At 45.3% G+C, this 16,970-nt stretch carries 15 protein-coding genes; 6 read left to right on the top strand and 9 right to left on the bottom strand.

All coding sequences use genetic code 11. The annotated features are described in order from the left end of the window. Window positions 1–54: 54 nt before the first annotated feature. Window positions 55–612, top strand: a complete 558-nt coding sequence (gmhB, locus tag DFP75_RS12850) for a D-glycero-beta-D-manno-heptose 1,7-bisphosphate 7-phosphatase (RefSeq protein ID WP_110576296.1) — start codon at window positions 55–57, stop codon at window positions 610–612. A gap of 75 nt (window positions 613–687) precedes the next feature. Here gmhB and DFP75_RS12845 read toward each other — a convergent pair whose 3' ends face one another. Next, the gene (locus tag DFP75_RS12845; protein WP_110576294.1) at window positions 688–1,818 is read right to left on the bottom strand and encodes an MFS transporter; all 1,131 of its coding nucleotides are present in this window, start codon (window positions 1,816–1,818) and stop codon (window positions 688–690) included. Between the two features lie 200 nt (window positions 1,819–2,018). Between DFP75_RS12845 and DFP75_RS12840 the strand changes: the two genes are divergently transcribed. After that, on the top strand, window positions 2,019–2,762 hold the full coding sequence (locus DFP75_RS12840) for a siderophore ferric iron reductase (RefSeq protein ID WP_110576292.1): 744 nt from the start codon (window positions 2,019–2,021) through the stop codon (window positions 2,760–2,762). A gap of 25 nt (window positions 2,763–2,787) precedes the next feature. On the opposite strand, the gene DFP75_RS12835 is transcribed toward DFP75_RS12840, so the two are convergent. The 6 genes from DFP75_RS12835 to DFP75_RS12810 all read right to left on the bottom strand — a co-directional run bounded on the left by DFP75_RS12835 (window position 2,788) and on the right by DFP75_RS12810 (window position 9,036). Beyond that, window positions 2,788–3,492 (bottom strand): glutamine amidotransferase-related protein, encoded by a 705-nt coding sequence (locus tag DFP75_RS12835; protein WP_110576290.1) that lies wholly within the window; start codon window positions 3,490–3,492, stop codon window positions 2,788–2,790. A 26-nt stretch (window positions 3,493–3,518) separates the two neighbouring features. Beyond that, window positions 3,519–4,328 (bottom strand): ABC transporter permease subunit, encoded by an 810-nt coding sequence (locus DFP75_RS12830; RefSeq protein WP_110576288.1) that lies wholly within the window; start codon window positions 4,326–4,328, stop codon window positions 3,519–3,521. Beyond that, a complete protein-coding gene (locus tag DFP75_RS12825; RefSeq protein ID WP_110576286.1) occupies window positions 4,328–5,260 on the bottom strand; it encodes an ABC transporter permease subunit in 933 nt (310 codons plus the stop codon). Before DFP75_RS12825 ends, DFP75_RS12830 begins: the two co-directional genes overlap by 1 nt. Beyond that, window positions 5,257–6,411 carry an ABC transporter ATP-binding protein gene (locus tag DFP75_RS12820; RefSeq protein ID WP_110576284.1) on the bottom strand — a complete coding sequence of 385 codons (1,155 nt, stop codon included), beginning with the start codon at window positions 6,409–6,411 and terminating at the stop codon, window positions 5,257–5,259. The genes DFP75_RS12825 and DFP75_RS12820 overlap by 4 nt, the downstream gene beginning before the upstream one ends. A 75-nt stretch (window positions 6,412–6,486) precedes the next feature. Next, the gene (locus DFP75_RS12815) at window positions 6,487–7,611 is read right to left on the bottom strand and encodes a polyamine ABC transporter substrate-binding protein (protein WP_281270072.1); all 1,125 of its coding nucleotides are present in this window, start codon (window positions 7,609–7,611) and stop codon (window positions 6,487–6,489) included. A 90-nt stretch (window positions 7,612–7,701) separates the two neighbouring features. Then, window positions 7,702–9,036: a glutamine synthetase family protein gene (locus tag DFP75_RS12810; RefSeq protein WP_110576280.1), complete on the bottom strand. Its 1,335-nt coding sequence runs from the start codon at window positions 9,034–9,036 to the stop codon at window positions 7,702–7,704. Between the two features lie 542 nt (window positions 9,037–9,578). Between DFP75_RS12810 and DFP75_RS12805 the strand changes: the two genes are divergently transcribed. After that, window positions 9,579–10,397, top strand: a complete 819-nt coding sequence (locus tag DFP75_RS12805; protein WP_110576278.1) for a response regulator transcription factor — start codon at window positions 9,579–9,581, stop codon at window positions 10,395–10,397. 25 nt (window positions 10,398–10,422) lie between these two features. On the opposite strand, the gene DFP75_RS12800 is transcribed toward DFP75_RS12805, so the two are convergent. Both DFP75_RS12800 and DFP75_RS12795 read right to left on the bottom strand, forming a co-directional pair. Further along, window positions 10,423–11,076 (bottom strand): TetR/AcrR family transcriptional regulator, encoded by a 654-nt coding sequence (locus DFP75_RS12800; protein ID WP_110576276.1) that lies wholly within the window; start codon window positions 11,074–11,076, stop codon window positions 10,423–10,425. A gap of 104 nt (window positions 11,077–11,180) precedes the next feature. Further along, window positions 11,181–12,458 carry an NAD(P)/FAD-dependent oxidoreductase gene (locus DFP75_RS12795; RefSeq protein WP_110576274.1) on the bottom strand — a complete coding sequence of 426 codons (1,278 nt, stop codon included), beginning with the start codon at window positions 12,456–12,458 and terminating at the stop codon, window positions 11,181–11,183. A 238-nt stretch (window positions 12,459–12,696) separates the two neighbouring features. On the opposite strand from DFP75_RS12795, the gene DFP75_RS12790 reads away from it, so the two are divergent. From DFP75_RS12790 to DFP75_RS12780, 3 genes are all read left to right on the top strand, one after another. Then, the gene (locus DFP75_RS12790) at window positions 12,697–14,040 is read left to right on the top strand and encodes a glutamine synthetase family protein (protein ID WP_110576272.1); all 1,344 of its coding nucleotides are present in this window, start codon (window positions 12,697–12,699) and stop codon (window positions 14,038–14,040) included. Between the two features lie 83 nt (window positions 14,041–14,123). Then, window positions 14,124–15,245: an extracellular solute-binding protein gene (locus DFP75_RS12785; RefSeq protein ID WP_245927055.1), complete on the top strand. Its 1,122-nt coding sequence runs from the start codon at window positions 14,124–14,126 to the stop codon at window positions 15,243–15,245. Between the two features lie 199 nt (window positions 15,246–15,444). Further along, window positions 15,445–16,935, top strand: a complete 1,491-nt coding sequence (locus tag DFP75_RS12780) for an aldehyde dehydrogenase (protein ID WP_110576270.1) — start codon at window positions 15,445–15,447, stop codon at window positions 16,933–16,935. Window positions 16,936–16,970 lie beyond the last annotated feature (35 nt).

Genomic DNA, 16,970 nt, shown 5'->3' with positions numbered 1-16,970 from the left:
CCAAATACTATGGGCAAATCAAACTTCTTCACTCACTAAACAGAGCATCTTTCCATGGCGCAAATTAAACCTATTATTCTATTAGACCGAGACGGCGTCATTAACCAAGACTCAGACGCTTATGTAAAATCCGTCGATGAATGGCAGCCCATCCCAGGCAGCATAAAATCCATATCAGCATTGTCTAAAGCAGGCTTTAAAATCTTTGTCGTTACCAACCAATCAGGGATTGCGCGCGGTTACTATGACGAAACAACACTGCAAGCAATGCATAATAAGATGACAGCATTGGTGGCAGCAGAGGGCGGTAAAATCGATGGCATTCAATATTGTCCACACGGCCCAGACGATAACTGCCAATGTCGTAAGCCAAAAAGCGGCATGATTGAAAACATTGAGGCTGAGCTAGGCTTATCCTTCGAGGAGCACCCAGCTATTATGGTCGGAGACTCTCTCAGAGACCTTCAGGCGGGAAATGCACGCGGCTGTTCACCAGTATTGGTTTTAACCGGAAAAGGCCGTGAAACGCAGTACAAGACGATAGATTTCCCTTTCAGCGTTTATACAGACCTTGCGGCCTTCACCATCGCGACGCTACACAAATACAGCTAATTGAATCAAGCGACCATAGTCTAGCTGAAGCAACTTGTTAGTGAGTGGTTACTACCAAGTTGCTTCAGATAAAAACTAGGTGTCTCGTGTCATGCCTGCTAATCTGTGCCAGCTCAACGATATTAACAAGGCCAAAATCAATAGCAGATATGGAAAGGCTTTGGCGCTAAAAGCATCAATAATGACCCCAGCCAAAGAGGGAGCAAACAAGGCACCAAAACCACAACACACAAAGACATAACCTGTGCGTTTACCGTTAAGTGCCATGATGTTATTCGCATACGAAAACAACATAGGGAAAAAGGCTGAGCAACCCAAGCCCAACCACAAGGCAATCAGCACCAGCGGCGCATCGGATACTACCATCGCCAGACACCCCGTACAGCTCAGCGTCAGCAAACCATAAATGCCCTGTCTTGGGGCAATCCAGCGCAACAAAAACACAGAGATCAAACGACCAAGGGATAAACTCACAAAGAACCAAGTCACGAGAATCGCGGCGGTGTTTTGATCTTCTCCTGACAAAACCGCATAAGTACTGATCCAACCCGCAATGCTAATTTCAAATCCGACATACAAAAAAATAACCACCAAAAACGCTAAAAAACTGGCTTTTTGCTTTGTCGCTGGAACCGTCTCACTGGCCTTTACTTCAAAAGTCGGGCTAGGTTGTCGCCACAGGAAAATAGGCAACAGAACCGCATACAAGGCCACCAGCCAATAGCCGGCACCGTAGCCATGACCAGTCCATTGCGCGAAGACAAGAATCAGAGGCGCCAGCATGCAACCAGCACTGTGACATAAATGCAAAATCGTAACGTAAGAGCCAACTTTCTCTTTATGCAGCCACAACATCATCATGTTGCCGCCTGCGTTAGCCGACACTTCCGTAGCCCCAAGCAAAAAGAATAACACCACCAGCATCGATAAGCTGGTCGAGAAGGGCACCATCACCAATCCAGCAACCATACACAGCAACATCACAATCAGGTAATGATGACCTTGCCAACGGTCGAACATTCTACCCGCCAATAGAGCACCAAAAATGTTGCCGATTGCTCGGGCGCTAAACACGATGGAGATTTCCGCCACGGAGGCATCAATGAGATCCGCTAAATAAATTAGACTGGGACCCAATATACCTGCAACCGCACCAACGGCAATAAACATGGCGCAGTACAGCGCAGTTCGAGTTAATTCCTTCATCGAGCAGTATCCATTTGTCTAGTTTATAAAGTAAATCCGGATTTAATCATGCAACCTGATTAATTAATAGGCACTTATGTCTAGGCGGGTAACAATCTTCAACACGTAGTTTAAAAAATAATTAGATGATAATGGTTATTATTATGTAAAATAGCCATGACTTTTGGCTTTCTCATGACGCAACTTGGAGGTAAGGAAATATGGAAAGACTTATAGATCGTCTTTTCAACACAGCAAGATCTTACATTCCTGCATTAGACGGAGAAGAAGGCGGCTCAGATGAAAAGCCAAACACCGCAAACCTGTCCGCCAAAAACCCAGAACAAGCATTACGTGTGTTGCATAACAAATTACAAGAAGCACACCCAGAAACAGGCGCGCCTTATTGGCGGGTAAGGAGTTGGGGATTGGTTTGTTGGCAACCAGTTTATTTGGCGATGATTTGCGTCTATCAACTCAAAGCCATACCTCAGCGTTTACAAGACTTAGAACAAAAGCAAAGCGGCGAGATGATCGCGGGGTATTGTTTACCTGATGGGATTTGGCATGAAGGCAATCACGAGTTTCTTATCAGCTGTGTTTGTCAGCAACTCAATGCTCTTTTCCAATCGTTTGCCAACGCACATGTAGGTGCTTTTGGTGGACAACCTGCACTTTATAGAGGCTTGCTGGCAGATCAATTAATGAGTGCATTAATAGCCATCGGCAACAGGCTCCCCATTGAACAAAAATTCGATCTTGAGCAGGATTTTCGCGATTGGGCAGAAGCGATGAATTTACCGTTAAAACCGCTCGCAGGGCTACACCTGCAAGAAACCGATGCTCCGGTTTTTGTGCGTCACACTTGCTGTTTGCACTTTCGCCGCGACGACGGAAAACTTTGTGCGAATTGCCCAAGGCTGCGCACAAAAAACACTAAGAAAAAGCAACTTATTAGCCATTAATTGCCAACAAGTTGCTGTCAGTTCGTTAGCCTTTTAAAAACTGTCCCACCCAAGCCATTAGCTGCTGATTGTCTATCGACTCATTAGCAACCGTCTGACGTGCTTTCGCAGCCACATCAGGCGCGAGAGTCACACCATCATATAAGTCGATCAATTCGTTCTCATAAGCCTTGGAAAATTCAGGATGGCCCTGGAAAGTCAAAATACGATCTTCGTAAATGAGTCCCGCGTGCTGACAAAAATCACTGCTCAAAAAGCTCGTCATTTTCTCGGGTTTTTCTAATACTTGGTCTTGGTGAAAAGCGCAAAAAGCGATGTCTTTCTGAGTTAAAGGCGTTTTTACATTATCTGCAATTTGGTAATGATGAACCCCCACACCCCAACCGCCATCATATTTAGCTACGCGGCCACCAAGCGCTCGGGCGATAACTTGATGACCAAAGCAAATACCGACCAACACTTGGCACTTGGCATCCACTTCACGTATAAACTCACATAAACGAAGAATCCATGGCTCATCTGCATACGCATCCGCTTTAGAGCCAGTAATCAACCAAGCATCACAGGTGTCCGTACTGTCTGGAAACTCATCCAAACGAACGTCAAATATCTCAAACGACAACTCAGGCTCTAATATAGCAATCTGCTGAGCAAACATTTCAGCATAGGTTGGGTACTTAGAGCGCAGTTCATCAGGTGTAATGCCCGCAGCGAGAATTCCTATCTTCATTAATTATTTACCTCAAAAAACAGCGGTTAAGGATTTTGAAAACGACTTTGGCGGCGCATGATAAAAATGGCAGCGATGACGGCAATCGAGACAACCAAGATCATCAAGGTCGCTAGCGCATTTATCTCTGGCGTAACGCCCAGTCTCACTTTAGAGAAAATCACCATAGGCAAAGTGGAGTTACCAGGACCAGACACAAAGCTAGCAATAACCAAATCGTCTAATGATAACGTAAAGGACAACAACCAACCTGATAATATCGCTGGTGAAATCAATGGCAAAGTAATCAGGAAAAACAACGACACGGGCTTAGCCCCTAAATCCATTGCAGCTTCTTCCAACGTCTCGTCCAGCGACGACAAACGCGATTGAACGACAACAGCAACGTACGCCAAACAGAAGGTCGTGTGCGCAATGACAATGGTGGTCGTGCCTCGACCTGCGGGCCAACCAAACATACTTTCCATCGCCACAAACAACAGTAACAACGACAAGCCAGTAATGACCTCAGGCATCACTAATGGCGCTGTTACCCAGCCAGCCATCATGGTTTTGCCGCGGAATTTACCCATTCGACTCAACACAAAGCCCGCTAAAGTCCCCAATACTGACGCCAGGGTTGCACTGATGAAGGCGATTTTTAAGCTGACCCAAGCCGCGTTCATAATCTGCTCATTCTGAAACAGCTCCACATACCATTTGAGAGACCAACCACCCCATACGGTCACCAGTTTAGATTCGTTGAAGCTGTAAATAATCAAAGCAACAATGGGGGCGTACAAAAACAAAAAGCCGAAGCCAGCACTGAGCTTAAGTGCTAAAGAATGATTTTTCATTACAGAGCCTCCTTGTTGCCATTACGCATAAACATAATAGGGCCCACCAAGACAATCAGCATAATGATCGCCACAGCAGACGCTAAAGGCCAATCTCGATTCAAGAAGAATTCATCCCATAAAACTCGACCAATCATCAAAGTGTCTGAGCCACCCAATAAAGAGGGTATGACAAACTCACCGACAGCGGGGATAAATACCAACAAACAGCCAGCGATGATGCCAGGTTTTGCCAATGGTAAAGTGACAAAGCAAAATGCTTTCCATGGCTTGGCGCCTAGGTCTTTCGCGGCTTCAATCAAGCTCATGTCCATTTTTTCTAGCGTGGTATAAAGCGGTAGGATCATAAACGGCAAATAGGTGTAAACAATACCAATATACACCGCCACATCCGTTTGTAGGATTTGTAATGGCTGATCAATCAAGCCTAAAGACATCAATGTATCGTTGACCAAACCATTCTTTTTCAGCAACGACATCCAAGCATAGACGCGCAATAAGAATGATGTCCAAAAAGGCAAAATGACCAATGATAACAATATCGTACGCGCAGTCGGACCACTACGGGCAATCAGATAAGCAATCGGAAAACCGATAATTAAAGTGAAAAAAGTCGACACCGCCGCAATGCGCAAAGAGCTTAAATAAGCGTCTAAGTAAAAACGCGATTCGAACAAAAACAAATAGTTGCCAAAGGTAATCTTTAACGTTGCGTAAGCGCTACTTGGATCCCACTCCAATAAAGGCGAATAGGGCGGCACCGCAATCATTGCCTCTGAAAGCGATATTTTAAACACCACTAAAAAAGGGATAAAGAAGAACGCAGCCAACCACAACATTGGAATTAGGATAACGAACCAGCGCCCCAAACGAATGGCTTGCAAACGCTGCAGCAGCGTCGGCTGTGTTGTATTGGTCGGTGCGTTTATCATGATGTTAATACCACGCTGCTGTCGGCATCCCAAGATAGGTAAACATGATCATCCCATGTGAGACGCTCCCCGGTATCTCGATGGGAATTGGGTTGTGTAATACGCACTTCTTTCCCTGACAGCAAACGCACTTTGAAGATGGACTGGCTCCCCATGTACGCCACTTCCGTAATAACCCCTTCTGCGGAGTTATTTTCAGCACTAGATGCTTCTCGGGCGATACGCATTTTTTCAGGGCGAATCGCGACATTTACCACTTGGTTAGGTGCGCAGCTAATGCCATGATCCAAGTAAATAAGGCCATTGGTATCATCACATTGAATCGCAGCGCTATCACGCTCATCCGACACCACAATGCCGTTAAACAAATTCACGTTACCGATGAACTCAGCGACAAAACGATTACTAGGGTATTCATACACTTCATGGGGTTCGGCAGTTTGGACGATGACACCGTTGTTCATAACGCCAATGCGCGTTGCTAACGTCATCGCCTCTTCTTGGTCATGAGTGACCACCACAAAAGTGATTCCAAGCTCGTCTTGTAAGCGCATTAATTCGAATTGTGTTTCTTCGCGTAACTTTTTATCTAATGCCCCCAAGGGCTCATCCAGCAAAAGAAGTTTAGGGCGCTTGACCAAAGAACGCGCCAATGCAACACGCTGACGCTGGCCACCAGATAACATATGCGGTTTGCGACGAGCAAGGTGCCCTAATTGCACCATATCTAGAATATCCTCTACGCGCTGCTTCACTTCACGGCTTGGCAAGCCCTCACGCTTTAAACCAAACGCCACGTTCGCTTCAACCGTCAAATGAGGGAACAAAGCATAGGACTGAAACATCATATTTACTGGGCGTTCCCACGGTGGCACATGAGACATGTCCACGCCGTCGATGATAATTCGACCCGAGGTGGGGGATTCAAACCCAGCTAACATTCGTAACAAAGTACTTTTACCCGAACCAGATCCGCCCAGCAGACAAAACAGTTCGTTCTTATAAATATCCAAAGAGACATTATTCACAGCAGTGAAGTCTCCAAACGCCTTATTAATTTGTTCAATGCGAACAAAAGGCTCTGCGTCTTTTTGACGCCAAGTTGGCATGGATTGCGAAGTCACAATAGGAGAAACAGAAGATACAGACATAAACGCACCAGTCAGCATGGTAAGTATTCAAGAAAAGTGACGCCGAAACGACGTCACTCACGCACAGATGGCTGCTTAGCGCCCAGTTTTGATGTTAGTCCAAGCACGTGTCAATAAACGATCGAAGCGCGCAGTGTGGGCTACTTGTACGAACAGTTTCTCTTTGATTTCCTGAGTTGGGTACACACCTTTATTGGTTGCCACTTCTTCATCTAGCAATGGCGCCGCCGCCGTGTTGGGCACCGCATAGAAAACGTAGTTCGAAATCGCTGCGGCAATGTCCTTTTTCAAAATAAAGTCGATGAATTTGTGGGCAGCTTCAGGATGGGGAGCGTCAGCAGGAATTGCCATTAAATCAAACCACACCAAGGTGCCTTCTTTTGGGATCACGAACTTAATATCAACGCCTTGACCCGCTTCTTCAGCACGGCTTTGCGACTGCAAAATATCACCGTTGTAACCAATCGCCACGCACACATCACCGTTAGCTAAATCGGAAATGTATTTGCTGGAATGGAAATAACGAATGTTATCCTGAGCCTCTGACAGGAGTTTTGCGGATTCCGTTAACGCATCTTTGTCTTCGGAGTTTGGATCCACGCCACGATAATTATTAACAACCGACATCACTTCTGCAGGAGAATCCAACACGGCAATACCACAGTCGTTCAACTTAGCCGCAATACTTGGATTAAATAAAATATCCCAAGAATCAATATCCGCCGTACCCAAACGCTCTTCAATCATTTTAGTATTGTAGCCAATACCGATCGTGCCCCAAGCATAAGGAATATTATGAACATTACCGGCATCGTGCTTTTCAATTTGCTTTGCCAATGTTTGATCCAAGTTGCCATAGTTACTCAGCTTACTTTTGTCGATGGCTTGATACACGCCTGCTTTAACCTGTCGCTCGAAGAATGAGTTAGATGGCATAACCACGTCGTAGCCAGAACCACCAGCCATGAGTTTTGCTTCCAACACTTCGTTGCTGTCATAAACGTCGTAATTCACCTTGATGCCCGTTTCCTTAGTAAACTGCTCCAAAGCACCTGGCGCCATATAATCCGACCAGTTATAAACGTTTAAAACATCTTCAGCGTAGCTACTAACAGCAAAACTAGACGCTGCACCAGCGATCAATATACTCAATACATTGCGTTTCATGTGGAGTTCTCCCATATACAGCCAACGTGACATTGGCTGGTTCCTGTTGTGATGTTGTTTTCGTATTCAAGCTAAGCCTCTGATGGGCTCTAAATTCTAATGTCGCTGTGCTTTGCAGCGCTTTTACAAATAGGCTTCATATTCCACATTGGAAATACGGCCATATATTTTTTGTTGTTCTTGTTCTTTTGCCGCGCCATAGACACGCACAAATTCGCTCCCCAAATACTCTGTTAAAAACGCGCTGTCTGCAAAAGATTCAGAAGCCAGTTCCCAACGATTCGGTAGCGGCTCAAAACGTTCCGACATAGCATAAGCATCGCCTTCAATGGGCTGTGGCGGAGACATTTTCGTTTCAATGCCATGCAACGCTGCCCCCAACACCGCTGCCAATACTAAATAAGGATTCGCGTCTGCGCCAGCCACTCGATGCTCAATTCGACGAGCAAAATGATCACTTTCTGGAATACGCACTGCAACAGTGCGGTTTTCATAGCCCCAGCTCGCAAATGTTGGCGCATGTGCTCCATTTTGGAAGCGGCGATAAGAGTTCATATGTGGTGCAAACACCAGCATAGAATCGGACATATGGTTCAATAATCCAGCAACCGCTTGCAGCAATAAAACTGAGCCTTCGTCTGTGCCGTTGTTAAATACGTTATTACCTTGCTCATCAAGTAAACTAAAATGAACATGGAAGCCATTGCCGCTCTTGTCTGCATAGGGTTTTGCCATGAAGGTCGCACCAAAGTCATGTTGACGAGCAACGCCTTTAACCAAACGCTTAAACATAATCGCATGGTCTGCCGCTAAAACAGCGTCGTTGCTATGCTTCATGTTGATTTCGAATTGACCAGGACCTAATTCAGAAATAATAGTGTCCGCAGGAATGCCTTGGATCTCACACGCTCGGCGAACTTCCGCAAAGAACGCTTCCAAGCCATCCATTTCTTCGATGGAGTAACAGTCCGTTTTATTCAAACGCACACCGTTGCCTTCTACGATGATAGGAGGAGAAGGCTGGCGTTTGGCTTCTGATTGACCATCTAATAAGTAAAACTCTAGCTCTGTTGCCACAACGGGTGTGTAGCCGAGATCCTTAAAGCGCTTAACAATGCGCGTCAATATTTGACGAGGGTCTGGATAAAATGGTGTGCCATCGGCGTTGTACATCATGGCCAAGATTTGATCACGAGCGGATTCTGCCCACGGCACAGAAATAGGTTTAGGATGAACAGCGAAACACACACCATCACTGTCACCCGTCTCAAAGACCATACCATTATCGAGAACGTCATCACCCCAGTGGTCGAACCCAATGACTGAGTGAGGCAGTTTTACCCCTTGCGTCATCACGCTTTTTAAACCACTAGAGGGCATACGCTTGCCACGCAAATTGCCGTTTAAATCTGTAATAAACAGATCAAATTCGTTGTTCCCTTCGTACATATCAGACATAGAATGTTCTCTTATGAAATGAGTCTTACTGCAGAAGAAGTTGTGCTCTCTAAAATGATAATCGAGTTTTAATTCGATTTTCATATTGCTTAAACAGGATTTAAGTCAATTTCTTCCGATATAAATCACCTTAACCTGAGCAAATGATGCGAGTAACTATCCCCGAGTGGGTATATGCAAAGATAGAACCACTTATATATAAATCACGCTTAAAAAGATCACTACTTTTCTTCACATTCAGCTAATTTGCTGATATTTATTAATAAAGCATCATCTTAATGTGTTTTGAGAAGATGACTTTCGAACACCATAAGCCGAAAAATCATTCAGGTTATGTATTCATTTTTACTACAGAAATTACGCGAAAGTCGATGGAAATTTTGCAGAAGCAGAGCAATTTTAGGAATAAAAGCAAAACCGATAAATAACTCGACTTAAACTTGATCAAATAGAACACTATTTAAAATAGCCGATGGTTTGTGTATTCATCACTTTCATGCCGCACCTCACTCAAGCGATGCATGCGGAAGGACTTCAACATAATGCAAAAAAGTACTCTAAGAGGACAATTATCCTTACCCGAATTAATGAAAGACCTAGGCGCTCTCACTAATCACATTCGGGTACCCAGCTTTCCCATTGCGTTAGAGGGAGTTCTTAGCAACATTTGCTATTTCGATACCATTATCATGGTCACTTACAAAAAAACGCTGAAGCCGCTGCTGATTCATCCAAGTGACCCAAGTGAGCAAAGTCAAACCCTGCGAATGTATTTGAACAAGGCGTATTTGTTAGACCCCTTATTTAACACCATTCAGCAGGGCATCTCGCCGGGCGTATATCGTTTGGCCGACATGTCTCCAGACTCCTTCGAGGAGACTGAGTACTACCAAACGTGTTATCGCAACTTTGACTTAGTCGATGAAATTAATATTTTGGTGGAATTAGACACAACCACAACCTGTGTGATTTCGTTGGGGCGTCAGAAAGCAGTTGGCTCCATTCGTCGAACAGAATTGAATAACTTGAAAAGCGTTTTTCCCATGCTAGAAGCCTTGATTCGTCAGTTTTGGCTAACACAAGCAGGGGAGTTCGTTGAAAGGGAATCTAGGTCTGGACCATTAAAGTACGCGCTCAAAACCTTTGCTCATGGCGTGTTAACCACCCGCGAGCAAGAAATTTTAGGCTTGTTGCTCAAAGGTCACTCGTCAAAATCCATCGCTAACGAGCTGGGCATCAGTGCCGGTACGGTAAAAGTACACCGTAAAAATATCCACGCACGCTTAGACACATCAACGCAGTCGGAAATCTTCACCTTGTTCCTCAGCCACCTAGATTCACTAGACAGGGAAAAAAGTTAATATGAAAAGCGGGCAAATAAGACAACTATTCAGGATCGTTTAGATGTCGTTCTAAAACGCTGGTTAACATCAATTTTAAATCATCAAGCGTGCGCGCGGCACGACGTTCGTTTTGGTTTACGACGACCAGATACGTACTGTGTGTTACTTCTAGATAGAGACGCGCGATGCGCTCTCGCTCCCGAATGTGCTTGTTTAACCCTAAGCGTTTGAACACCTTGGCCATTTTCGAAATGACCATATCATCATGGCGTTCATCCAATTCACGTAACTCTTGCACCGAAAACATAGCTTGTACTAAACGTAATACCGCACGCTGCTGACGATAAGTGCGTAAATTGATATTAACAACTTGATCGATAAAGTCGGGCAGCGTCATCTCTTCCAGACGCCACTCCTGAATGTCTTTTAGCACTTCTTCAATACTGTCCAGCCAAGACTTACCCATGGCATAGAGAATAGCGTGCTTATTTGGGAAATAGTGGTACAAAGATCCCACAGAAATGCCAACTTCTTTTGCAATAATGGCCGTATTCAGATCATTCAAACCAACGGTTTCCAACAATTCGCTAGTCACGTCTAAAATTTGTTGTGCGCGCTTAATGGAGCGAGACTGCACAGGCTCGCTACGAGGCGAAACAGATTGCATGGTTTTCATTGTCGTAGGGGGATTTGCCATAATAAAGATTGGCTTCCTTATAAACAGAGAAGTTCAATTAAAGTGATTAAATTATACACATAGCAATGAAGACTAAACATACCCATCAGTCGCCATTCATCACATTAGGGTAAACGATCTAACATTGAGTAATACAGCATCCCAGCGACTAAACCAGGCCAACGAAGTAACGTGCCGCCAGGAAAATCACGCATGGGAAGCCGTTCAAATGCATCCACGGTTTCTAACGATCCCTGCACGGCTTTGGCAAAAATCGCCCCCGCATACGTTGCCATCGCCACTCCGTGACCAGAATAACCATGAGCTACAAAAATATTTTCTTGCTGGCGCGCAATATGCGGCATGCGATTCAGCGTAATCGCTAAGGTACCGCCCCAAGCGTAATCAATGCGGTATTTGCCTAGCTCAGGGTAGGTTTCCAACATATGTTTTTTAACAAACCCTGCAATATCTTTTGGAAAACGCTGACTGTAGTTTTCACCGCCCCCCCACAACATTCTTCTGTCTTTTGATAAGCGATAATAGTTCACGACAAATTTTGAATCTGCCACAGCAATGCGGTCTGGATTAATTCGATTGGCAACACTTTCCGGTAACGGTTCTGTTGCAATAATAAAGTTGTTTATCGGCATGATTTTTCGTGCAGCAGGACCATTCAAATGCCCAAGATAGCCATTGCACGCAAACAATAAATAACGACAACGTACACGACCTTTGGCCGTCATAACCTCAGGTTGCTTGCCATCGGTGTATTCCAATACTGCGGAATGATGATACAACTTAGCACCGTGAGCTTCCGCAGCGCTCGCCAAGCCAAGCGCAAAGTTCAGAGGGTGAATGTGCGCACCTTCTTTATACCATTCACCACCATGATAACGATCTGTACCCAATTTATCGGCAACAGCGTTCGCATCCAAAAACTCAACTTCTTCGTAATTGAGTTGCTGGCGTTTGTATTCAACGGCTTCTTTAATCTCATCCGCATGACGAGACTTAGACGCCACATGCAATACTCCAGCAGCCAGGTCACAATCGATTTGATACTTCGCAATCAGCTCCTTTACCAAATCAACCGATTCGACCGAGGTTTGCCACAACACATCGGCAGTGTCTTTACCGACCTTTTTGACCATCTCGGCGTGGCCCATGTTGTGGCCTTGGCAAATTTGTCCACCATTACGCCCAGATGCTCCCCAGCCAATTTCATTGGCTTCCAGTAAGACCACTTGAAAACCCGCTTCAGCAAGGTGAAGCGCCGCAGAAGTGCCAGTAAACCCACCACCTATAATACAAATATCGGCACTGTGATCCCCGACTAACTGAGGACGGCTTTGGTACGCTTTTGCCGTAGCTTCGTAGTAAGACGGCTCATGTTTGCTCAAGGAAAACTCCTGTAATAGTTCAAAACCCAATAACCGAATGATTGATCGAATTTATAGTCAGTGTCAATTGTAATATAAACTTATTTTTTGACCAGGTGTTGATTTAATGATCAAAGTAAAATAATGTTTAAACCGAAGTATTATTCGGGTTGTGAGAAAGAGTACCCCAATAGCAAGAGCCAGTAAAAAAACGTTACGGCTTAAAAACGTTCGTTAAGCAGCCAACTTAAGGTGAGTTATGACAGAGTTTGAAGCTTTTTTAAAAGAGCATGCAATTACTGAAGTCGAGTCAACATTAGCTGATATGACAGGGAATGCGCGAGGTAAGTTTTACCCAACATTCAAGTTCCTTGCGGAGAAGACAGGGCGCATCCCTGAAACCGTTTTGGTGCAAAGTGTGACGGGGGATTGGGCCGACAATCACTACGACATTGTCGACGCCAGCGACCGCGACATGGTGTTGAAGCCAGATCCAAACACCATACGTATGGTGCCATGGGCCGACGAACCCACTGCTCAAGTCATCAATGACTGTTATACCACCGACGGCAAGCTTCACCCATTGGCAAGCCGTACAATCTTGCGTCATATTTTGTCACTCTATGAAGCCGAAGGCTTAAAACCCGTCATTGCGCCAGAAGTCGAGTTTTATCTGATCCAACCTAATACAGACCCAGATTATGAACTAAAACCGGCAGCAGGGCGTTCTGGCAAACGCGAAACATCACGTCGCTCGTACAGCATTGATGCGGTAAACGAGTTCAACACCATCATTGATACTCTGTACAGCTATTGTGAAGCTCAAGGCTTGGACGTAGACACCTTGATTCATGAATCCGGCGCCGCGCAAATGGAAATTAACTTTATTCATGGAGATCCACTGGACTTAGCCGACCAAGTGTTTGTGTTCAAACGCACTTTACGAGAAGCCGCACTAAAACATGGTGTGTATGCCACTTTCATGGCAAAACCGATGAAAGACGAGCCTGGCAGTTCGATGCATATTCACCAGAGTTTGGTCGATGCGAAAACAGGTCAAAATGTCTTTGATGACAACGGTAAACCAAGCGAATTGTTCTACCATTATTTAGGCGGTTTGCAGAAATACACGCCAAATGCGATTTCTTTCTTCGCGCCAAACGTTAACTCATACCGACGTTTTTCACCAGAAATGGCCGCGCCCATTAATATGAACTGGGGGTTTGATAACCGCACAGCAGGACTACGCATTCCATTTGCACCACCACAAGCAACGCGCATCGAAAACCGTTTCCCTGGCGCAGACTCCAACCCGTATCTTGCCATTGCTGCCACCTTGGCGTGCGGTTATTTAGGCATGAAGCAAAAGCTACAACCAACCGACCCGGTCAAAAATAATGAGCCGCCATCCGATTATCCCGAAGTGGAAATTGCGAGAACACTAGAAGAAGGCCTACGTCTATTAGAAGAATGTGAACCATTATGCGACATCTTAGGCAATGACTTTGTCACAGCTTATATGGGTGTCAAACGCAGCGAGTTCGAAACCTTTAACCGAGTTATTAGCTCTTGGGAACGGGAGCATCTATTGTTGAATGTGTAATTATTTTTAATCCGCTAAGCATCGCGACAAGGATAAAAAAGCTTTGCGTAATGTCAGTATCGATATCACTAAGGAACCAAATCATGACACAAAAAAACCATAAAATGCGTCAATTATTACCTATTGCGGGTATGGTCTGTGCATTAGGCACATCGGCAACGTCCGTTTATGCCGACACGTTAAAATTCTTCAACTGGTCAGATTACATGGCCGAAGACACCGTTGAACGATTTGAAGCCGAGACCGGTATTCAAGTCATTCAAGACGTATTTGACAGCAACGAAGTACTAGAGGCAAAACTGCTGGCGGGTAATTCTGGTTATGATTTGGTGGTGCCTACTGCGTCTTTCATGGGGCGTCAAATACAAGCAGGCGTATTTAGCAAACTGGACAAAGCCAAATTGCCCAACCTAAAACACCTCGACCCTGAATTATTGTCCTTTCTTGAAGCCGTTGACCCCGGCAACCAATACGGTGTGCCTTACTTATGGGGAACCACGGGCATTGGCTATAACGTCGATAAGGTCAAAGAAGTCTTAGGTGAAGATGCGCCAGTAAATAGCTGGGATCTCGTCTTTAATCCAGACAACATGGCAAAGCTACAACAGTGTGGTGTTATGTTTTTAGATTCACCGGACGAACTGTACCCACTAACATTAAATTATTTGGGTAAAAACCCCAATAGCCGTAATCCGCAAGACTATGCGTTAGACAGTGACGCCGTAAAATTACTGAAGAATGTACGTCCTTATGTGACGCAATTCCATTCTTCCCAGTACATCAGTGCACTGGCTAACGGTGATATTTGCGTTGCCATTGGCTGGTCTGGGGATGTTATTCAAGCCCAAGATCGTGCTATTGAAGCCGATAACGGGGTGAACATCGAATACAGCATCCCTAAAGAGGGTACGCAAATCTGGTTTGACATGCTTGCCATACCGAAAGAGGCTGAAAATAAAGAGGCGGCGTACAAGTTCATTAACTTCTTATTACAACCAGAAGTCATTGCCGATATTTCAAACTACGTTGCGTACGCAAACCCAAATCTAGACGCGATGGATCTGCAAGACCCAGATATTTCGAGTAATGAAGGCATTTACCCAAGCAACGAAGTGAAAAAGAAACTCTTTGCGCAAAAGGTGAGAGGCTTGAGAATCGAGCGTTTGATGGTACGTTTATGGACGGACATTAAAACCGGACGCTAAACATCCGTCTTTCATTCCAACGTAAACACCAAAAAATGCCTAGCAATGCGCCGCTAGGCATTTTTTGTACTTCTAAGACAATAGGAAAATGACGATATACCTCCACGGGGATATGGTCAGAAAGGGCGCTGCTCAGTTAGTTTAGATTCATAGCAACTCATTTAGCGTTTTTGATAGACGCCAGAGAAAGGAATTACGTATGAAAACTTACCAAGAATGGCAAGCACTTCGTAACACAATTAGCCTGCATTCCGACGCCTACATCAATGGTGTTTTTACACCAGCACAAAGCGGTGACACGTTCGATTGTATTAATCCAACGGACGAGTCCTTGTTAGCAAAAGTAGCGAGTTGTGATGAAGCCGATGTGAATCTGGCGACCGCCGCGGCCAAAGCCGCGTTTAAAAGCGGTGTTTGGTCAAACATGGCACCAAACAAGCGCAAGCGTATTCTACAAAAATGGGCGGATTTGCTAGAAGAACACCAAGATGAACTGGCCTTAATCGATACTTTGGATATGGGTAAGTCTATTTCAGAAATGGTCGGTATCGATGTACCAGATTCAATCGACTGCTTACGTTGGTCAGCGGAGTGCATTGATAAATTATACGGTGAAATCGCACCAACAAATCCAGATAATCTGGCGCTCATTAGCCGCGAACCTCTTGGTGTTGTCGCTATCATCACACCGTGGAATTACCCATTAATGATGGTGATGTGGAAAATTGCGCCGGCGCTGGCGGCAGGCAACAGCATCATTCTAAAGCCGTCTGAGAAATCGCCTTTAAGCGCGCTCAGAATTGCCGAATTGGCGACACAAGCAGGGGTTCCAGATGGCGTATTCAACGTCCTCCCAGGTTTTGGTCACACCGCTGGGAAAGCCCTTGCGCTGCATCATGATATCGGCACCTTGGCGTTTACAGGCTCTAGCCGCGTTGCAGGCCTGTTAATGCAATACGCGGGTCAATCGAATATGAAGCGTGTTTGGCTAGAAGCGGGCGGTAAATCACCTTGTATCGTTTTTGAGGACTGCAAAGACATTCAAGCCGCAGCCAAGGGTGCTGCAACAGCCATCTTCACCAACCAAGGTGAAGTGTGCATTGCCTGCTCTCGCTTGTATGTTCACAGCAGCATTAAAGACGCCTTCATGGTCGAACTGCTTGCCGCAGCGAAAACTTACGTGCCAGGAGATCCGTTAGACCCAGCCACAAAAATGGGTCCAATGGTCGATAAAGCACAGCTTGATACTGTGACTGGCTTTATCGAAAGTGCCATTGCTGACGGCGCAAAATTGGCGTTAGGTGGCCTTCCATATTATCAAGAAGGCCAAGGTTTCTATGCAAAACCAACCATTTTTACGGATGCTAACCACACGATGAATTTCGTTAAAGAAGAGATTTTCGGCCCTGTATTAGCCGTTATGACGTTCGATACTGAAGCCGAAGCCATTGAATTGGCAAACGATTCAAAATACGGCTTAGGGGCTTCCATTTGGACCAATGATTTGGGGCGTGCTCACCGTGTCAGCCGTCAATTAGAATCGGGCATGGTGTGGGTAAATACATGGGGTGATGGCGATACCACGGTACCATTTGGTGGCGTTAAAGCGTCTGGCAATGGTCGCGATAAATCTTGGCACGCACTAGAGAAATACACGGAACTTAAAAACACCTGGATCAGCCTGAAATAAACTCATCCTTGGACTGGCAATAACCGTTAGATTAA

Source organism: Marinomonas alcarazii (genome assembly GCF_003208215.1).
Lineage (GTDB): Bacteria > Pseudomonadota > Gammaproteobacteria > Pseudomonadales > Marinomonadaceae > Marinomonas > Marinomonas alcarazii.
The sequence above is the reverse complement of the archived record's forward strand: the minus strand, read 5'-3'. Positions and strand labels throughout refer to the sequence as shown.